We start from the raw sequence: 18,272 nt of genomic DNA, 5'->3' as shown, positions 1-18,272 counted from the left end.
TGGACCATGTTGACCGTCCCTTTCCTCTTCATGGCGGTACTGCGCCACTGGGATCGCACGGGCACCACAGGCCCCTTGCCTGTGGATCGGCATCCCGTCTCCACTGTCCGCATCAGGAGTCATCGGAGGCATGGGCCATGAGTCCCTACCGACGGACAGAGGGTCCCCGGGTTCGGGCCCGGCAGTCCCTGCCGACAGTCCCTCCCACCAGCCGCGCCCGGCAGCCGCGCCCGGCAGCCGCGTGCACCGCCGCGGGCCGGTGGCCCCTTCCGGTCATAGCCCTAGGGTGTCGCGCGGGGTGTACTGCGACCGCTCGGGCCGTACCCGAAGCGGATCAGCAGTTGCGGGCAGCGCCGCCGCCTCGACCCGGCCATCGCCGCCCGCAGGTCCGGCCACTCCATCGCCTGGTGCAGCATCGAGGTGCGCACCCCCCGCAGGGTCGCCGTGAGCAACACGTGCTCCAGGGCCTGGCCCGCGCCCAGCCAGTCCTGCGGCCGTTCGTGGGCCGTCCACAGCAGGGCCACCTGAGCGTGGCGTTCGAAACGCAGGGCGGGCAGCCGTGGTGCGGGCCATGCTCCGGTGAAGTCCCGCACCGGCATCCGCCCGGACGCGTCCTGCGGGCCCAGAGCCGTCACGGGAATGCCGTAGGAGGCGTCCGTTCCCGGAGCGGTGATCCAGGCCCGCACCTCGGCCGCGCGGTCCGCGTGGACGGCGTTGCGCGCCTCCGCCGCCTGGGTCAGGCGCAGCAGGCGCCGGGTCCCCGGGATGTCGGGTACGTCCAAGTGGGCGCCCTCGGCACGGGCCGCGTTGATCATCTGGATCACGACCGGGTCCGGAACCGGGCGGCCGGTGAACGGCATGCGGCTCGTGTGCCGCAGTGCGATGGCCTCGTAGAGGGCCGGGTCCGATGGCTGGTCGACCGCACCGAGCGGACGGGTCAGTCGTACGGAGGCCAGCAGGCCGGGGTCGTGCGGGGCCGGCAGGAGCCTCACCTCCGGCCGCCAGCCCAGGCGGACGGCGGCGAGCCGGAGGTTGAAAACCGCGGCGCCCACGGAAAGGTACTGGGCGCGGCGCATCGGGTCGGTCAGTGGCAGCAGGCTGCGCTCCGGCGCCGAACGGACCTCCAGCACTTGGCTGTCGGGGTCCAGGCGGAAGCGCCAGGGTTGTGTGTTGTGGATCGACGGGGCCGCCGCGGCCGCCGTCAGCAGCGCCTCCACGGTGGCTGCGTCCAGTGCGGCTCGGGTCCGCATGATGCTTCCTCCTTCTCTTTGGTGCCGTCCTCGCAGTGGCCGCCGGTCACGTGGCGGGCAGGGCCGTGGCGAGCAGGACGACACCGAACGAGCCGACGAGCGAGACGACCGCCAGGGCTCGGGCCAGCTCGACGCGGCCCTTGGCGTGGGCGATTCCGTGCCCGGCCGCGGCGAGCATCACCACTACGAACAGGGCGAGTTTGGTCGTCAGTGTGCGGCCGTAGCCGGGTTCGGCGAGGGAGGCCCAGGTGACTCCCTTGTGCCAGGCCATGGCCCAGCCGGTGGCCAGCTGGACGGGCAGGAACACCGCTCCGGTCAGCATTCCGAACCGGCGGCCGGCGGCTGCGGTGAAGCGGTCCTTGGCCTCGGGGTCGAGCAGGCGGCGGGCCAGCGGCAGCACCACCAGGGAGAGGGCCAGTTGGCCGCCGACCCACAGGGCGGCGCCGGCCACGTGCGCGAACCGCACCAGGGACCACCAGCCGACGGTGTCCATCAGTCGCTCACCTCCACCATCCCGTGGGCGCCGGACTCGGCGTGGCGCATGTCGTGGTCGACGAAAGCGTAGTGACCGGCCTCGCGGAACGTCGCCTCGACGAAACCGCCCTGCGCCGTGGCCAGGTCCAACACCTGTGCACCGCCCGGCTGGTCCGGTGTGAGCAGGTAGCCGCCCTCCTTGTACACGGTGTCGAAGACGGTTCCGACGACGTGGAAGGCGATGCCGTCGCTCGGCCCGGCGGCGACCACCCAGAAACGGACCCGCTCTGCGACCTTCGCCTTCAGCGGCTGCTTGGCGTACTGGTTGGCGACGCCGTTGAACACCCAGGCGTCCGGCGCGTTCTGACGCATCTTCGTCACTTGGGCCGTGCTGCCGGGCGTGCCGAGGTACAGCTCGGAGCTCACCAGCACGTAGGAGCGGTCAACCTTCGCCAGGCCCGGCGGGTCGATGATGACGGCGCCGTACATGCCGTTGCCCATGTGCTGGAGCATCGGTGCGGTACTGCAGTGGTACAGCCACGCTCCGGCCTTCTCGGCGCGGAACCGGTAGACCAGGCGCTCACCGGGCCGGATCGTGCGCATGGGCCGGTCCGGGGCGAGGGAGCCGGCGTGGAAGTCGATGCCGTGGCCCATGGACGGGTCGTCGTTGACGAGGGTGACCTCGAAGACGTCGCCCACCCTGCCGTGCAGGGTGGGGCCCGGGGCGGTGCCGCCGAAGGTCCACATCTGCTGCTTCACGCCGGGAGCCACCTCCACCGTCGTATGGGCGGCGTGCAGTTCGACCTGGTGCACCGTTGCGCCGGGTGCGGGGGCCAGGTCGGCATCGCGTGATCGCCAGCCGGCGGAGAAGTCGGCGGAGAGGTCCGGACCGCCGCGGTCGGCGGCGGCCGAGGTGTGTCCCCCGTGTCCGCTGCTGTCGGTTGCCGCGTCGCCCTCCACGAGGATGTCCAGGGTCATCCCGGCCGCACGGTGGCCCGGCAGGGTGCACCAGGCCCGGCGGTTCCCGGTGACCGGTCCGAGGTCGAGCACGCGGGTGCTGCCCTTGGCGAGCATCGGGGTGGCGGGACCGTCCTCCACCTTGAGGTCGTGGCGCTGGGCATTGGTGTTGGTGACTTCCAGCCGCAGCACGGTGCCTGCGGCGACCTCGATCCGGGCCGGGCGGATGCGCAGGTCGGCCAGGGTGACCGCGACCGTGCGCGTGGTTGCCCTCACCGGGCCCGCCGGCCCGGCAGCGCGTGCCCCGCCGCTCGGGTCCCCGCCGCTGTTGGCGACGAGCACGGCCAGCACGGTCACCACGGCGCCTGCCGCGGTGCCCCACAGCACGGGGCGCCGTGACGCGCCGGCCCGCTCCGGGGCCCGGAGCAGATCCCGCCCGCTGCGGACCAAGACGCCCACCACCGGTGCGAGGAACGCGGCCCCGGCCGCTCCGGCCAGGAGCGCGCCCGTCGTGCCGACGGGGCCGGGCAGCGGAAGTGCGAGCAGGGCCACCCCGGTGTTGAGTACGACGAGCCGCGGCGCCCAGCCTCGTTCGAGTACCGCCCGCAGCGCGGCCCGTTCTCGAGGACCGCCGGCGAGCACGACGGGCAGCAGGTAGATGAGGGCCCCCATGAGGACCTGCGCGACGAGCCCGACGAGCAGCACCGCAACCAGGGACCCGATGTCGTCCCGCATCTCGGAGAGCGGCCGTGCGACCAGCAGGCCCAGGTCCACGACCACGCCGAGGACCAGCCATCCCGTGGCTGCGGCCAGGGTCCACGCGGCGGCAGGCGAGATCGCGGGCCTGTTGCGTACCGTGCGCACCGTACGGGCGAACAGCTGCACCGCGCCGGCAACGCCGGCGGCGTACAGGGCGATGCCGAGTACGGCGGCGGGGCGCCAGCCGGCCGCCAGCCCGGCGACGGCGATCGCCAGCCCGCCCCCGGTGAGCGCCAGCACCCGGCGCGCCAGCCGGGCGGTGTGCTCGGCCATCCGCACGCCCAGCACGGTGGGCCAGAGCATGAACAGCGTGCCCAGCACGGGCAGTCCGATCCAGCCGAGGAGCATGACGTGCACGTGGGCCAGCTCCAGTCCGGTGGAGTGCCCGGGTCCGGCCTTGCCGGTGGCCACTATCCAGCCCAGCGCGGCGCCGATGACCATCGCCGCCGCGGCGGCCCGGTAGTAGTCGGCGATCGGGGCGAGCCGCCCGCCGAGCGCGCGCCGGCCGATGCGGACCAGGACCACCAGGTGCGCGGTGACGGCGGTGATCAGCAGCGCGCATCCGGCGCCGGTCAGGACGGGCAGATCGGCCCACACACCGGTGAGGACGCTGACGGCCCCGGCGTTGACGCCGACCAGCCGGGCGTTGCTCCACCGGCGGTCGGGCAGCGGGGCGTGGAGCACGGCGACGGCGAAGTGCTCGCTCCACACCACGATGGCGGTGGTGGCCGCACCCAGCAGGAACAGGTGGACCGCCAGCCAGCGGGCCACCGGGAGCGTCTGCTGTGCGCTCGCGGCCAGCAGCGCGAGCACGGCCCAGGCCGCGACCAGGACGTGGGCGGTCAGCTGTCGGCTGCGCAGGCCGGCCGGCTTGGACCTGCTGGGCGGGCGGCCACCGCCGACGGCCGGGTCATCGTTCTTGGTGTGCACGGTGCTCCTTGGCGTCCGAGGCCGCGCTCGGAGCGGGGCGAACGGGCGGTTCCGTGTCGGCGCCGCCCAGCAGCTCGGCCAGTTCCCGCTGGCGGGGGAAGGAGCCAGGGGCGTAACCGCACCACGGCTCCTCGGCGTACGGGTCGCCGGTCAGCCCGTACGCCCTGGAGCGCGAGCCGCCGCACACCCGGCGGAACTCGCACGCCCCGCACCGGCCACCCAGCCGGTCGGCGTCCCGCAGCCCGGTGAACAGCTCCGAGGTGCGGTAGATCTCCGTCAGCGGCGTCTCGCGAACGCTTCCGGCGCCCAGTGGCAGGAAACCGCTCGGGTGCACGGTGCCGGTGTGAGAGATGAATACGAAGCCGCGGCCCGCGTTGACGTCCAGCGGCGGTCGCCGTACGCGGCGCGGTCCGGCGTCCAAGCCCAGCTCGGCGGCCCGCTCGCGCAGCTCCCGGTACAGCGGGCCGAGTCCGAGTACCGCCACGTGGTCGTCGCCGGTGGCGGCGAGGACCTGGCGCTGCAGGACGACGCGGCGGAAGTGGTGGGCCTCGGTGGTCTTGGCGGGGATCGTCAACCCCACGTCGTAGACGAAGTTGAGGACGTCCTCGACCTCGCCCGCGGTCAGTGCGCCAAGGCTGCGGCCGCGGCCGGTGGGCACGAGGAAGAAGGCGCTCCAGAGCACGGCTCCGTGCTCGGAGACGAGGCGGACGATGTCGGGGAGGTCGTGCAGGTTGTGCCGGGCGATCGTGGTGTTGATCTGGACCCTCATGCCGTGGGCTCGCGCTGCGTCCCAGGCGTCCAGGGTCCAGCGGAACACCCCGGGCACCCCACGGAAGTCGTCGTGGATCGCGGCGGTGGACCCGTCCAGGCTCAGCGAGAGTCCGACCGCACCCGCGGCGTGCAGCTCCCGCAGCCGCTCGGCGGTGAGCGTGGGCGTGCCGGACGGTGACACCGCGACCCGGACCCCGGCCTCGCGGCCGTACGTGATGAGCTCGGTCAGGTCGGTGCGCTGGAACGGGTCGCCCCCCGTGATCACGAACAGCGGGGCGGGCTGCCCGAAGGCGGCCACCTGGTCCAACAGGTCCCGTGCGGCGGCGGTGTCCAGCTCTCGCGGGTCGCGGTCGGGGACGGCCTCGGCCCGGCAGTGCAGACAGGCCAGCGGACAGGCCCGGGTGGATTCCCAGATGACGATGAACGGCCGGTCCCCCGCGTCGTGGCGCTGGTGGCGGATGGCCCGTACGGCAGTGCTCATCGCACCTCCCTCCCCAGCGCCCTCGGGCTGTGTCCGGCCGCCCTGGAGTCAGGGCAGACCAGGCGGGCGGCCGGACGGTGACCGGACCGAACTGTGCGCGGCACCCACCACGAGCGACAGCGGCGGGATCGGCCTCGATGGTGGTGGTCGAGATGGTCGTGCACGAGATACCTCCGGATCGGTCGCCGTCAGCATCCACCGGAGGCGGGGGGCGGCGCGGCGGCCGATGGTCTTCTCGAACAGGGCCGATGGTCCCCCTTCGCGGCGGGTCGCACAGGGCCGGTCGGCCGTCCGGCAAGGACCGGCGGCCCGGGTGTACCGGGGTCCGCGCCGCCTACCGTTCCTGGCATGGAGAACGATCAGAAACCACGACGCCAGGTGCCACGATCCGGTGAGGGCTGGCCGCTGGCCGCCCGCAGGCTGCTTACCCGCAGCGAGGTGTCCGCAGACGGACGGGCCGTGTTCGGCACTGGCGACCCGCACTGGGAGGGCTTCTATCGGGACCGGTGGGCGCACGACAAGGTGGTGCGCTCCACGCACGGGGTGAACTGCACGGGTTCGTGTTCGTGGATGGTGTACGTCAAGGACGGGATCATCACCTGGGAGCACCAGGCCACGGACTATCCGTCGATCGGTGCGGACTGTCCCGAGTACGAGCCCCGGGGCTGCCCGCGCGGTGCTTCGTTCTCCTGGTACACCTACTCCCCCAGCCGGGTCCGTTACCCGTACGTGCGCGGCGCCCTGCTGAAGCTCTGGCGCGAGGCGCGCAAGCGGCTGGGCGATCCGGTGGCGGCCTGGGCGGAGATCACCGGCGATCCGGCGAAGGCACGGGCCTACAAGCGGGCCCGCGGCAAGGGCGGCCTGGTGCGTGCCGACTGGGCCGAGGTCAGCGAGCTGATCGCCGCCGCCCAGGTCCACACCATCAAGGCGTACGGCCCCGACCGCGTCGCCGGCTTCTCCCCGATCCCGGCGATGTCCATGGCCTCGTTCGCGGCCGGCGCCCGTTACACGTCGCTGATCGGCGGCACCCTGCTGTCGTTCTACGACTGGTACGCGGACCTGCCGATCGCCTCGCCGCAGGTGTTCGGCGACCAGACGGACGTACCGGAGGCCGCCGACTGGTGGAACGCCGGCTACCTGATCATGTGGGGCTCCAACATCCCCGTCACCCGCACGCCCGACGCGCACTTCCTGACGGAGACCCGCTACAACGGCACCAAGGTCGTCGCGGTCAGCCCCGACTACGCCGACAACGTCAAGCACGCCGACGAGTGGCTCGCGCCGCACCCCGGCACGGACGGGGCGCTGGCGATGGCCATGGGGCACGTGATCCTGCGCGAGTTCCTCGTGGACCGCGAAGTGCCTTACTTCCACGACTACATGCGCAAGTTCACCGACGCCCCGTTCCTGGTGACGCTGCGCGAGCACGGCGAGAACGGCCTGGTTCCGGACGGGTTCCTGACCGCGGCCGACCTCGGGCACGACACGGAACACGCCGATTCCAAGACCGTCCTCATCGACGCCGCCACCGGCGAACCGGTCGTGCCGAACGGCTCGCTCGGTTTTCGCTGGGGGGAGGCCGAGCCGGGCCGCTGGAACCTCGACCTGGGCGACACCGTGCCCGAGCTGAGCCTGCTCGGCCGTGCGCAGGACATGGTGTCCGTGGCCCTGCCCCGCTTCGACGAGGGGAGCACGGAGGGTGGCTCGGCCATGGTGCGCGGGGTGCCCGTGCAGCGCATCGGCGGGCGCCTCGTCACCACGGTGTTCGATCTGATGCTGGCGCAGTACGGGGTGGAGCGGCCGGGCCTGCCGGGCAGCTGGCCGTCGTCGTACGACGACGCGACGCAGCCCTACACCCCGGCCTGGCAGGAGACGATCACCTCCGTGCCGGCCGAGCAGGCGGCCCGGATCGCTCGGGAGTTCGCCCGCAACGCGGAGCGCACGAACGGCCGGTCCATGATCGCGCTGGGCGCCGGTACCAACCACTGGTTCCACTCCGACACCATCTACCGGGCCTTCCTGGCGCTGACGACCATGACCGGCTGCCAGGGCGTGAACGGCGGCGGCTGGGCGCACTACGTCGGCCAGGAGAAGGTCCGCCCCCTCACCGGCCTGCAGCACCTCGCGTTCGCCTTCGACTGGCAGCGACCCACCCGGCACATGGCGGGCACCTCTTACTGGTACCTGAACTCCGACCAGTGGCGCTACGAGGCGTTCGGGCCGGACGAGCTGGCCTCCCCGCTCGGGGACGGACGGTTCCGGGGCAAGGCGTTCGCCGACTGCCTGGCGCAGGCGGTGCGTCTGGGCTGGACGCCCGGCCACCCCGGCTTCAACCGCAACCCCCTCGACCTCACCGACGAGGCAGCCGCTGCGGGCCGCCCGGTCACCGAGCACATCGTCGACGAACTGAAGTCCGGACGGCTGCGGTTCGCCGCCGAGGACCCCGACGACCCGGCCAACTTCCCCCGCGTACTGACCGTGTGGCGGGCCAACCTGCTCGGCTCGTCGGGCAAGGGCAACGAATACTTCCTGCGCCACCTGCTGGGCACGGACGCCGCCGTCCGCTCCGAGGAGACTCCCCCCGAGGGCCGTCCCGAGGAGGTGGTGTGGCGGGAGGAGGCCCCCGAGGGCAAGCTCGACCTGCTGGTCACCATGGACTTCCGGATGACCTCCACCGGACTGCTCTCCGACGTGGTCCTCCCTGCCGCCACCTGGTACGAGAAGGACGACCTGTCCAGCACGGACATGCACCCGTTCGTGCACGCCTTCACCCCGGCCATCGCCCCGCCCTGGCAGGCCCGCACCGACTACGACTCCTTCCTGACCATCGCCGACCGGTTCAGCGAGCTGGCCGCCGAGCACCTGGGCACCCGTACCGACGTCCTCGCCGTGCCGCTGCTGCACGACACCCCCGACGAACTCGCCCAGCCCGGCGGGTCGGTACGGGACTGGAAGGCCGGCGAGTGCGAGCCGATCCCCGGGCGGACCATGCCGAAACTCGTCGTCATCGAACGGGACTACGCCGCGACCGCGCAGAAGATGCGCGCCATCGGCCCGCTGCTGGACACCCTGGGCACCACCACCAAGGGCGTCACCGTCCACCCGAACCAGGAGCTGGACGAGCTGCGGCGGCGCTGCGGCACCGTCAGGGACGGAATCGCCGCCGGCCGGCCCTCGCTGGCCACCGCGACCGACATGTGCGAGGCGATCCTCGCCCTGTCCGGCACCACCAACGGGCGTCTGGCGACCGAGGGCTTCCGGGAGCTGGAGCGGCAGACCGGCAGCGAGGGCCTGGTGGAACTGGCCTCCGAGCGCGAGGCGGAGCGCATCACCTTCGCCGACACCCGCACCCAGCCGCGTGCCGTGATGACCTCCTACGAATGGTCGGGCTCGGAGACGGGTGGTCGACGCTACTCGCCGTTCGTGATCAACACCGAGCACAAGAAGCCCTGGCACACCCTCACCGGACGCCAGCACTTCTTCGTCCAGCACGACTGGATCACCGAACTTGGTGAGCAACTGCCCGTCTTCCGGCCCCCGTTGAACACCCCTCGGCACTACGGCGACGAGCACCTGCGCGACAAGGACCGGGCGGAGGTCACCGTCCGCTACCTGACCCCGCACTCCAAGTGGTCCATCCACTCGAACTACCAGGACAACAAGTACATGCTCGACCTGTCCCGCGGCGGACCCACGATCTGGATGTCCTTGGCGGACGCCGAGAAGATCGGCGTCAAGGACAACGAGTGGATCGAGGCGTACAACCGCAACGGCGTCGTCGCCGCCCGCGCCGTGGTCACCCACCGCATGCCCGAAGGCACCGTGTACATGTACCACGCCCAGGACCGCAACGTGAACGTCCCGAAGACCGAGGTCAGCGGCAAGCGCGGCGGCATCCACAACTCCCTGACCAGGCTCCTGCTCAAACCCACGCACCTCGCGGGCGGCTACGCCCAGTTCACCTACGCCTTCAACTACTACGGGCCCACCGGCAACCAGCGCGACGAGGTCACCGTCATACGCCGCCGCAGCCAGCAAGTGGAGTACTGACATGCGCGTCATGGCACAGATCGCGATGGTCATGAACCTCGACAAGTGCATCGGCTGCCACACCTGCTCGGTCACCTGCAAGCAGACGTGGACCAACCGCACCGGCGTCGAGTACGCCTGGTTCAACAACGTCGAGACCAAGCCCGGCGTCGGCTACCCGCGCCGCTACGAGGACCAGGAGCACTGGAAGGGCGGCTGGATGCTCGACAAGCGCGGGCGTCTCGTCCTGCGCTCCGGAAACCGGCTGAAGCGTCTGCTGTCGCTGTTCTCCAATCCCGACCTGCCCACCATCGAGGACTACTACGAGCCGGTCACCTACGACTACGACAACCTGGTCAGTGCCCCGGCCGGGCAGGACATGCCCGTCGCCCGCCCCCGCTCCGTCCTCACCGGCGAGCCCACCGCCATCACGTGGGGCGCCAACTGGGAGGACGGCCTCGGCGGCGCCCCCGAGAACGCCGGCGACGACCCCAACCTGACCGGGGCGTGGGCGGAGAAGGTGAAGTTCGAGTTCGAGCAAACGTTTCTCTTCCACCTGCCGCGGCTCTGCGAGCACTGCCTCAACCCCGCCTGCGTCTCCGCCTGCCCGTCGGGAGCGATGTACAAGCGGGTCGAGGACGGCATCGTCCTGGTCGACCAGGACCGCTGCCGGGGCTGGCGGATGTGCGTGACGGCGTGCCCGTACAAGAAGGTGTACGTCAACCACGCCACCGGCAAGGCCGAGAAGTGCACCTTCTGCTTCCCGCGCATCGAGGCCGGCCAACCCACCGTCTGCTCCGAAACCTGCGTGGGCCGCCTGCGCTACCTCGGCCTGCTGCTGTACGACGCCGACCGCGTCAGCGAGGCCGCCGCCACCCCGGACGAGCAGGACCTCCTCGATGCCCAGCGCGGCGTCTTCCTCGACCCGCACGACCCTGAAGTGATCGCGGCGGCACTGGAGTCCGGCATCCCGCAGGACTGGCTGGACGCGGCCCGCCGCTCTCCGGTGTACGACCTGGTCATGCGGTACAAGGTCGCGCTGCCGCTCCACCCGGAGTACCGCACCATGCCCATGGTCTGGTACGTGCCCCCGCTCTCCCCCGTGCTCGACGCCGTCGACGCGGCGGGCGGGAACCAGGACGACCCCGACCACGTCTTCGCCGCGGTCACCCGGCTGCGCATTCCGCTGGAGTACCTCGCGGAGCTGTTCACCGCCGGCGACAGCGACGTCGTCGCCGGCGTGCTGATGAAGCTCACCGCGCTGCGCTCGTACATGCGCGAGCGCACCCTCGGCGAAGCCGGCGACGAGACGGCGCTCAAGGCCGTTGGGCTCACCGCGCGGGAGGCGGAGGACCTCCACCGGCTGCTCGCCGTCGCCAAGTACCAGGACCGGTACGTGGTCCCCGCCGCCCACAAGGAGGACGCCGCCGCGCTCACCGCGATGGAGAACCGCTGCCCGGTCGAGACGTCCGACGATCCGGCGGACGCCGGTGGCCGGCGCGTGATGCTCGGCATCCCCACGCTGCGCCGCCGTACGCCCGACTCCCCGGCCGGAGGCCGCTCGTGAACCCGCTGCCCGCGAACCCGCAGCCCGTGAACCCGCGAACCGCGAACCCGCTGCCCGCGACGATCCCCGCCCTGGTCCGCACCCGCGTCCGTGCAGCCGTCCGCCGCCCCGGCCGCCTCACCCCCGAGGAGGCCGCGGCGCGCAGCCTGCTGCTGCGGCTGTGCTCGCTGTTCCTGCAGTACCCGGACACCGAACTCGCCACCGCCCGGCCGGTGCTCACCTCGACCGTCGAGGCACTGCCGCCCTCGCCCGCGGCCGAGGAGCTCGCCGCCTTCACCTCGTGGTTCGCCGAACAGCAGCCGGAGGCGCTGGAGCGGCACTACGTCGAAATGTTCGACCTGCGCCGCAAGAGCAGCCTCTACCTCACCTACTACCTGCACGGCGACACCCGCCGCCGGGGCATGGCCCTGCTCACCTTGAACCAGCGCTACCGGGCCGCGGGTTGGAACACCGACGGCGGTGAACTGCCCGACCACCTGCCGGTCGTGCTGGAGTTCGCCGCCCTGACGGGGTCCGCTGGCGGCGAGGCACCGCTTCGCCAGCACCGGCGCGGACTGGAGCTGATCCACCGGGCACTGACCGACGCCGACTCGCCCTACCGACACGTCGTGGCCGCACTGCTCACCCTGCTGCCGCCCGCCACCGAGGCCGACCGCACGGCGGTGGCCCAGCTCGTCGCGGAGGGCCCGCCGAACGAGGAGGTCGGCCTCGACCCCTACGGCACCTACGGTGAAGGGGAGTTCGCGCCTCCGGGCACCTTCGTACCACCCGCGGCCGCCCTGCCGACCCGTGTACCGCCCGCCCCGACCAGCCGTACGGAAGGCCCCCGATGAACCCCACGCCCTCTCCCCTGGCCGCCGCCCCGGCCAGCGGTGGCGATCTCCTCCTGTGGGTCGCCGTTCCCTACATCTGCCTCGCCGTGTTCGCCGTCGGACACGTCTGGCGCTACCGGCAGGACCAGTTCGGCTGGACCTCCCGCACGACCCAACTCCTCGAACACCGCTGGCTGCGCTGGGGCAGCCCGCTGTTCCACCTGGGCGCCTTCATGGTGATCGCCGGGCACGTGCTGGGGCTCGCCATCCCCGACTCGTGGACCGAAGCGGTCGGCATCACCGAGCACGCCTACCACACCACGTCCGTCTGGGGGGGGTCGGTGGCGGGCGTCGCCATGGTCGGCGGACTGGGCATGCTGTGCGCCCGCCGGCTGCTGACCCGCCGGATCCGACTCGGCACCGACCGCAGCGACAAGTTCCTCTTCCCCCTGCTCTCCGCCACCGTGCTGTTGGGCATCACCGCCACCGCCGCCCACAACGTCTTCGGCGGTGGCTACGACTACCGCGCCACCGTCTCCGTCTGGTTCCGCGGCCTGTTCCTCCTCCAGCCCCACCCCGAGGCGATCGCCGGGGCGCCGCTGTTGTTCCAGCTCCACGCGCTGACCGCCTGCCTGCTCTTCGCGGCGTGGCCGTTCACCCGCCTGGTGCACGTGTGGAGCGCCCCGATCGGATACCTCGCCCGCCCGTACCTGGTCTACCGCCGGCGCGCCACACCGACCGCGGCCCCGAGCGCCGCTGGCCGGACGCGGTCGACTTCCGGCTCCCGGTGAGCCGAGCGAGTCATCAACCCGAAACCGTCGGAGAACCGATCATGGACGATGTACTGAAGGAATGGACGGCCGCCCTCCAGGCCGAGCTGGGCATCGAGCTCGAAGTCGACCGGTCCCTCCTCCTCGCCCTCGCGGGCGATGCCGCTCACGGCGTCGCCCGGCCCGCCGCACCGCTGACGACCTTCCTGGTCGGGTACGCAGCGGGGCGCGCGGGCGGCGGACCGGACGCGGTAGCCACCGCAGCCCGGCACGCCGGACTACTCGCCGACCGGTGGGCCGCCGGGGCCGCTCCTGACTCCCGCTCCTGACCCGCATGACCTCCCGTCCTGCGGACGAGGACCGGTCGGCACGCACTGTTCCTGGGGGTGGCACCCGGACCGGCCGCCCGGATCGCGGGGTTCGGGACGGGAGCGCCGCAGGAGGTGTCCTGCGGTCGGCCAGTCTTCGTACCGCGGCATCGCGCAAGTGCAGCGGCCACCGTGCAACGCCTCCCCGTACGGAGAGGACAGAGGCGGTCGGGGCAGCGGACCGGGTGGGAGGCGGCAGGCCCGGACACCTGTCTGGCATTGGAGTGAAACGCCGTTTCCCGTGACCGACCCGTGACGTTGAATCGCCGACGCGTACCTTCGTCGCGCGTCATCCAGACGTCCTTTAGGAGTAGTCATGCGTATGCGCTCTGCCCTGACCGCCTCTGTCCTGGCCGCGGGCATCCTGCTGGGCGGCGCCGGTGCCGCCCTGGCCCACGACGAGGTCGAGGGCGAGTACTTCTCCGGCGGCCACGCCAGCTTCGCGTCCACCTGCTCGACGGCCGCCGCCGTCCCGGCCCGGTTCGGCCCGGCCTACACCTCGACCTGTTCGAGCGAGGGCGAGAAGGAGTACGCGGAGTTCGGCCACTTCCACGCCCACTGACCCGCAGACGGCAGCGCAGGGGCGGTCGACCAACGACCGCCCCTGCGCTGTGAGCGCCCACCGGCCCGAACAGCGCCGCCGAGGGCACCGAAGAAGCAGTGAGAGTCACGACTGCTCCCCGTACCGGCTGGCCGGCCGGCCCTGATCGCGGGACATCCCATCGACTGGGGCTCGGCCGCTCCTCCTTCTGGTCGAGGAGTACCGCGGCGGTATCACTCTTCGCGCTTCAGGGCGGTCAACTGGAAGAGACGTGCGGTGTGCATGTAGGGGTGGCGCGCGGTCAGGGCGAGTTCCAGACGTTCCAGGTCCTCGTAGAACGCGGGGTCGTGCTTGCGCGCGTCGTCGGTGATGTAGTCGCAGACGCTGCGGATGCCGTAGTGCCTCAGGTCCCGGCAGCCCAGGTCGGTCAGGTGCGGGGTGATCTCCTCGGCCGTGTGCAGGGTCAGCGCCGAGTCGAACATCTGCGTTCGAGCCCGGTCGGTGTCCAGCGCGGCCACCGCGGCGGCAAGGTCCATCTCGCGGACGGCGACGGTCAACGGCGCCGAATGCCGGTTGATCGCCATCACCGAAAGCAGGCCGCCCGGCCGCAGCGGGGCCAGGGCCGTGGCGAGCGTCTGGCGGACGTCGTCCACGTACGGAAGGAGGTTGTGGCACAGCACCACGTCGAACCCCCCGTCGGTGAACTCGTCCGGCAGCGCGTTCACATCGGCCTGAACGCAGCTGATGAGATCGGTCAGACCGCCCGCTTCGGCCCGCTCGGCGGCAGCGGCGAGCATTGCGGGGGCGTAGTCGACGATCGTGACGTGGTGCCCCCGGGCAGCCAGGCGCACGGCGTCGCCACCGTCCCCGCCGGCGAGGTCGAGAACGCGCAGCGGCCCGCCCACCGGTTCGTCGAGATGGCGGACCAGGTTCGCCTCGGCGACGGCGTAGCGCAGACGGCCCCACGGAGCGTCCTGCCACTCCTTCCAGGCGGACATGGCGGTGTTGAACTTCTCAGCAGCTTCAGGCATCCGGTGACGATAGCGGCCTGTTCCCGGCCACGGGGAACACCGTGGACGAGCAGCCCGGTGACAGCAGCGCAGGCCGATCCGAACGGGCAGCCGCCGGAGCAGTCAGCCTCGGCTACGGCCGCTGGGATAAGGAAGCCCGGATACTTGGGTCCTCGGCGCGTGGTACGGGCGGGCCCGGGAGGTCCGGGCCGCCCGCGGACCCGACCGCCGCGAACGCCACGCGGTGGAGCGCGGGATCAACCGCCCGACGTAGCTCCGGCGGCGTGGCGACCCGCGACGAGGGGCTGTGACCAGCACCTCTAGGCATCGGCCGGGCGGTGCGGTTCGCGCCACATCGCCCACAGCACCGGCCCGTTCCCCGGCAGCTGCACCTCCTCACGCACGGTGAAGCCGAAGTGCTCGTAGAAGGGCAGGTTGGACGGCTTGGAGGATTCCAGGTAGGCGGGCAGACCCGCCGCGTCGGCCTTGGCCAGCCCCGAGCGCAGCAGAGCCGCCCCGTGCCCCTGGCCCTGGGCGGCCGGGTCGGCACCGATCACCGCCAGGTACCAGTGCGGTTCCTGGGGAGTGTGCTGGGCAGCCGCCTCCACGGCGTCTCTGAACAATGGAGCCCGGTCACCAAGGATGTTCTGGAGCTCCTGGATGGTCTCCGCATCGGGAACGGCCTTGGCCTGCGCCTCCGGCGGTACCCAGAAGGCAGCCGCCGACTCGGTGCACTCGCACACGCTGTGGTGGACGTACTGCCGGGTGAAGATCGTGGAGAAGTAACGGCCCAGCTCTGCTTCGCGCGAGGCGTCGCCGGTGAAGAACCAGCGCATCATCGGGTCGTCGTCGAAGGCGCGGGCCAGGGTGCGGCTGATCAGAGGTGCGTCGGCGATTGTTGCCGTCTTCGGCGTGTTCGTTATCGACATACGGGTCATTCTGCACACCGGTGTTCTTCGGCGACTGGGTGGGGGCCGGTCCGCTTGCGGGGCCAACAGAAGGAGAGGCGGGCGGGAGTTGGGGCGGGGTGCGGCGAGGAGCAGTGGGGCCCTGGACACCCTGGCCCCGGCAGGGGCGCGCACGAGGTGTGGGCGGGGATGCCACGGTCGTCGCCGGGTGCATGCTGGCCCGCCGCCCCGTGACCGGTCCTGCCGAGCGAGTGACGGCGCCGGTCCCGGCCTGTCCTGGCGAATCGACGCCCGAACGGCACACGAGGAGTTCCACGCCACTTACGTTGGCGACGACTTCAACATGAGCCCGTGGTTCGTCGTTGGACCGCGGTTCACGGGCGCTCGAAGAACTGGAGCACGCCCCCGACCGAGAAGCAGAGCGCCCCCGTCAGGGTGCCCCAGTTGGCGATGTCCTCGTTCACCAGACTTCCGGTCGCGGGGCGGGTGAAGGCCGCCAGCGCCGAGATCAGGAAGAGTAGGGATCCGAGCTGGTTGACCGCGACGATCCACCAGCTGAGGTCCCGGGCGCGGACACCCAGGCGGCCGTGACAGACCTCGACCAGCGCGAGGTGCCCCGAGATCAGGAACAGGAAGCACCCGACCATGTCGGGGGCCCAGATCAGTCGGTTCACCTGCTGGAGCGAGAGCCCTTTCAGGAGGGAATTCAGCAGGTTGATGCCGAACACGAGGGTGCCCACGAACAGCACGAAGGTACTCAGCCAGTCGATCCGGTGGGGCTCGTAGCTCCACCAAGCCCAGCGTCGGACGGCCAGCGATCCCGCTTCGACGTCCGGGCGGGGGGCGTTGATCGCCTGGAGCAGTGAGGCGTAACCGCCGGTGTTGAAGAACAGGCCGCCGGCGAAGTAGATCCAGGCGGCCGTCGCGTCACCCGAGCCGAACTGGGCGACGCAGGCCCCGAGCGCGAAGAGGGCCCCGCCGACGGTGAACGCAAGCGCAGCGACGGTATTCAGCCTGCGCAGGCGGCTGATCGACACGAGGTCGGCGATTCGGGACCGCGACTCCAGCTCGCCCGCTGCACGTACGGTCAGCTGGCCGCGCTTGCGCGCCTTACGGGACTCCCAGACCGCCGTGCCCCCTTCCACGGGGCGCCAGGTCAGCCGAGTCGTGAACGGTCCCGCTCCCTCGGAGCGCCTTTCGGTTTGGCTCACCCGCCGACCTTAGCCCCCAACGCCCGAAAAGATCCCTTTGCCCGCTACGCCATTTACCGGAAATCCCGTCGGTGCGACCGGGGCCGCCGCTCCCGCGGGCCGCTCCCGGGGGTGGCGTGCGGGGGGCTGTTGGACCGTTATCGTCCGGGTCGAATCCGGGGTTCCGGTGCTGCCCGGACCGCGGCCTGCTACTTCAGGCCGATCTCTTCACAGGCGGCCCTGAGCTTGTCGGTGCAGATCTCGGCGACCGTGTAGACGCCGTCGTCGACCACGGTGGACTTGACGTTGGACTTGGTGAGGGCAACGCCCGGGACGAGCACCGCTCGCACGCCCTTGGTGGTCGGGCTGTCGACGATCTGGTTGATGATTCCGTCGATCTTCTCTCCCTGGGCGAGGGCGACGGCCATCTCCGCGGCTGCCGCGGCCTCGGGGGCGTACCGCTTGTAGACGCTCATGAACTGCTCGCCCGCCACGACCCGCTGCACACCGGCGAGTTCCGCATCCTGGCCGGTGACCGGGGGCAGGGGGGACACGCCGGCCGCCTTGAGCGCGGTGATGATGCCGCCCGCCATGCCGTCATTGGCGGAGTAGACGCCGACGATCTTGCCCTTGCCGAGCGCCGCGATAGCGGCAGCCATGTTCTTGTTGGCGTTCTCCGGCTTCCAGTCGACCGTGTCGTACTCCTTGCCGATGTTCACCTTGTCATCGAGGACGAAGTGCGCACCGGACTTGAACTGCTTGGCGTTCGGGTCGGTGACCGAACCGTTGACCATGACGATCTGGCCGTCCTTGGCCTTGTCGCCCAGCGCGTCCAGCAGCGCCTTGCCCTGGACCTTGCCGACGTCTTCGTTGTCGAAGGAGGTGTAGGCGTCGATCGGGCCCTCGGCGAGGCGGTCGTAGGCGACGACCGGGATGCCCGCGTCCTTGGCCTTCTTGACTGCGGGCGCGATGGCCTTGGAGTCCACTGCGTCGATGATGAGCACGTTCACCTTGTTGGCGATCATCTTCTCGACCTGGGAGTTCTGAACCGCCGCATCCTGAGCCGCATTGGCGTAGACCACCTGGCCCTTGTTCCGCGTGAGTTTGGCGACCTCCCTCTCGATGAGCGGCTTGTCGAACTTCTCGTAGCGCGCGGTCTGGTTCTCCGGAAGCAGGAGACCGACCTTGATCGCGTCGCCCTTCGCGGAACCCCCGGGTCTTCCGTCGCCGTCCTCCGTGGCGCCGCAGGCGGCGAGCGAAACGGAGATCGCGGAAGCGACGACAGCAACGGCGGCACGACCCAGATGTGTGTTCACGATGTAAACCTCCATGACGAGGCCGTGTCCTTGCGGCCGAGGTAGAGGCAGTCAACTCGGCGCCGGCACCATCGTCAAGAAGTGAATTATTAACGAGATGGCAACGTTGCATCACCATGAGCAATCGCGCAATCCGGCG

13 protein-coding genes and 1 pseudogene are annotated in these 18,272 nt (G+C 71.2%); 6 read left to right on the top strand and 8 right to left on the bottom strand.

Translation table 11 applies throughout. From position 1 onward, the window contains the following. Window positions 1–281: 281 nt before the first annotated feature. Genes ABZZ20_RS25690 through ABZZ20_RS25675 form a run of 4 tightly spaced genes read right to left on the bottom strand, consistent with a single transcriptional unit; the run spans window position 282 to window position 5,622 of the window. Window positions 282–1,250, bottom strand: a complete 969-nt coding sequence (locus ABZZ20_RS25690; protein ID WP_356873381.1) for a hypothetical protein — start codon at window positions 1,248–1,250, stop codon at window positions 282–284. Window positions 1,251–1,296: 46 nt separating this feature from the next. Next, window positions 1,297–1,743 (bottom strand): hypothetical protein, encoded by a 447-nt coding sequence (locus ABZZ20_RS25685; RefSeq protein WP_356873379.1) that lies wholly within the window; start codon window positions 1,741–1,743, stop codon window positions 1,297–1,299. Then, window positions 1,743–4,370 (bottom strand): multicopper oxidase domain-containing protein, encoded by a 2,628-nt coding sequence (locus ABZZ20_RS25680; RefSeq protein WP_356873377.1) that lies wholly within the window; start codon window positions 4,368–4,370, stop codon window positions 1,743–1,745. Before ABZZ20_RS25680 ends, ABZZ20_RS25685 begins: the two co-directional genes overlap by 1 nt. After that, entirely contained in the window at window positions 4,351–5,622 is a 1,272-nt protein-coding gene (locus ABZZ20_RS25675; protein ID WP_356873375.1) for a TIGR04053 family radical SAM/SPASM domain-containing protein, read from the bottom strand. Before ABZZ20_RS25675 ends, ABZZ20_RS25680 begins: the two co-directional genes overlap by 20 nt. Window positions 5,623–5,970: 348 nt before the next feature. Here ABZZ20_RS25675 and ABZZ20_RS25670 point away from each other — a divergent pair, with 348 nt between their 5' ends. The 6 genes and pseudogenes from ABZZ20_RS25670 (at window position 5,971) to ABZZ20_RS25645 (ending at window position 13,730) form a co-directional block, all read left to right on the top strand. After that, window positions 5,971–9,672, top strand: coding sequence for a nitrate reductase subunit alpha (locus tag ABZZ20_RS25670; protein ID WP_356873373.1), 3,702 nt, complete (start codon window positions 5,971–5,973; stop codon window positions 9,670–9,672). Between the two features lies 1 nt (window position 9,673). After that, window positions 9,674–11,218 carry a nitrate reductase subunit beta gene (gene narH, locus ABZZ20_RS25665; protein WP_356873371.1) on the top strand — a complete coding sequence of 515 codons (1,545 nt, stop codon included), beginning with the start codon at window positions 9,674–9,676 and terminating at the stop codon, window positions 11,216–11,218. A gap of 5 nt (window positions 11,219–11,223) precedes the next feature. Then, complete coding sequence (narJ, locus tag ABZZ20_RS25660) at window positions 11,224–12,051, top strand: nitrate reductase molybdenum cofactor assembly chaperone (RefSeq protein WP_356873503.1); 828 nt, start codon at window positions 11,224–11,226, stop codon at window positions 12,049–12,051. After that, window positions 12,048–12,821, top strand: a complete 774-nt coding sequence (gene narI, locus ABZZ20_RS25655) for a respiratory nitrate reductase subunit gamma (protein ID WP_356873369.1) — start codon at window positions 12,048–12,050, stop codon at window positions 12,819–12,821. Before narJ ends, narI begins: the two co-directional genes overlap by 4 nt. Before the next feature lie 50 nt (window positions 12,822–12,871). Then, a pseudogene (locus ABZZ20_RS25650) lies at window positions 12,872–13,129 on the top strand (DUF6457 domain-containing protein); the annotation flags it as partial. A gap of 355 nt (window positions 13,130–13,484) precedes the next feature. Continuing rightward, window positions 13,485–13,730, top strand: a complete 246-nt coding sequence (locus ABZZ20_RS25645; protein WP_356873367.1) for a hypothetical protein — start codon at window positions 13,485–13,487, stop codon at window positions 13,728–13,730. A 212-nt stretch (window positions 13,731–13,942) separates the two neighbouring features. On the opposite strand, the gene ABZZ20_RS25640 is transcribed toward ABZZ20_RS25645, so the two are convergent. The 4 genes from ABZZ20_RS25640 to ABZZ20_RS25625 form a co-directional block, all read right to left on the bottom strand. Next, window positions 13,943–14,740: a methyltransferase domain-containing protein gene (locus tag ABZZ20_RS25640; protein ID WP_356873365.1), complete on the bottom strand. Its 798-nt coding sequence runs from the start codon at window positions 14,738–14,740 to the stop codon at window positions 13,943–13,945. A gap of 299 nt (window positions 14,741–15,039) precedes the next feature. After that, window positions 15,040–15,657, bottom strand: coding sequence for a GNAT family N-acetyltransferase (locus tag ABZZ20_RS25635; protein WP_356873363.1), 618 nt, complete (start codon window positions 15,655–15,657; stop codon window positions 15,040–15,042). 344 nt (window positions 15,658–16,001) lie between these two features. Further along, entirely contained in the window at window positions 16,002–16,838 is an 837-nt protein-coding gene (locus ABZZ20_RS25630) for a hypothetical protein (RefSeq protein WP_356873361.1), read from the bottom strand. A gap of 188 nt (window positions 16,839–17,026) precedes the next feature. After that, the gene (locus ABZZ20_RS25625) at window positions 17,027–18,133 is read right to left on the bottom strand and encodes a substrate-binding domain-containing protein (protein WP_356873359.1); all 1,107 of its coding nucleotides are present in this window, start codon (window positions 18,131–18,133) and stop codon (window positions 17,027–17,029) included. Between the last annotated feature and the right edge of the window lie 139 nt (window positions 18,134–18,272).

This window comes from Streptomyces sp. NPDC006430, assembly GCF_040612395.1.
Taxonomy (GTDB): domain Bacteria; phylum Actinomycetota; class Actinomycetes; order Streptomycetales; family Streptomycetaceae; genus Streptomyces.
This window is presented reverse-complemented; position numbering and strand designations above follow the sequence as displayed.

Excerpts from the sequence above, each read along its gene's own strand:
- ABZZ20_RS25670 (WP_356873373.1), top strand. The coding sequence starts at position 5,971 with ATGGAGAACGATCAGAAACCACGACGCCAGGTGCCACGATCCGGTGAG.
- ABZZ20_RS25640 (WP_356873365.1), bottom strand. The coding sequence starts at position 14,740 with ATGCCTGAAGCTGCTGAGAAGTTCAACACCGCCATGTCCGCCTGGAAG.
- narI (WP_356873369.1), top strand. The coding sequence starts at position 12,048 with ATGAACCCCACGCCCTCTCCCCTGGCCGCCGCCCCGGCCAGCGGTGGC.
- narH (WP_356873371.1), top strand. The coding sequence starts at position 9,674 with ATGCGCGTCATGGCACAGATCGCGATGGTCATGAACCTCGACAAGTGC.
- ABZZ20_RS25675 (WP_356873375.1), bottom strand. The coding sequence starts at position 5,622 with ATGAGCACTGCCGTACGGGCCATCCGCCACCAGCGCCACGACGCGGGG.
- ABZZ20_RS25690 (WP_356873381.1), bottom strand. The coding sequence starts at position 1,250 with ATGCGGACCCGAGCCGCACTGGACGCAGCCACCGTGGAGGCGCTGCTG.
- ABZZ20_RS25645 (WP_356873367.1), top strand. The coding sequence starts at position 13,485 with ATGCGTATGCGCTCTGCCCTGACCGCCTCTGTCCTGGCCGCGGGCATC.
- ABZZ20_RS25685 (WP_356873379.1), bottom strand. The coding sequence starts at position 1,743 with ATGGACACCGTCGGCTGGTGGTCCCTGGTGCGGTTCGCGCACGTGGCC.
- ABZZ20_RS25635 (WP_356873363.1), bottom strand. The coding sequence starts at position 15,657 with ATGACCCGTATGTCGATAACGAACACGCCGAAGACGGCAACAATCGCC.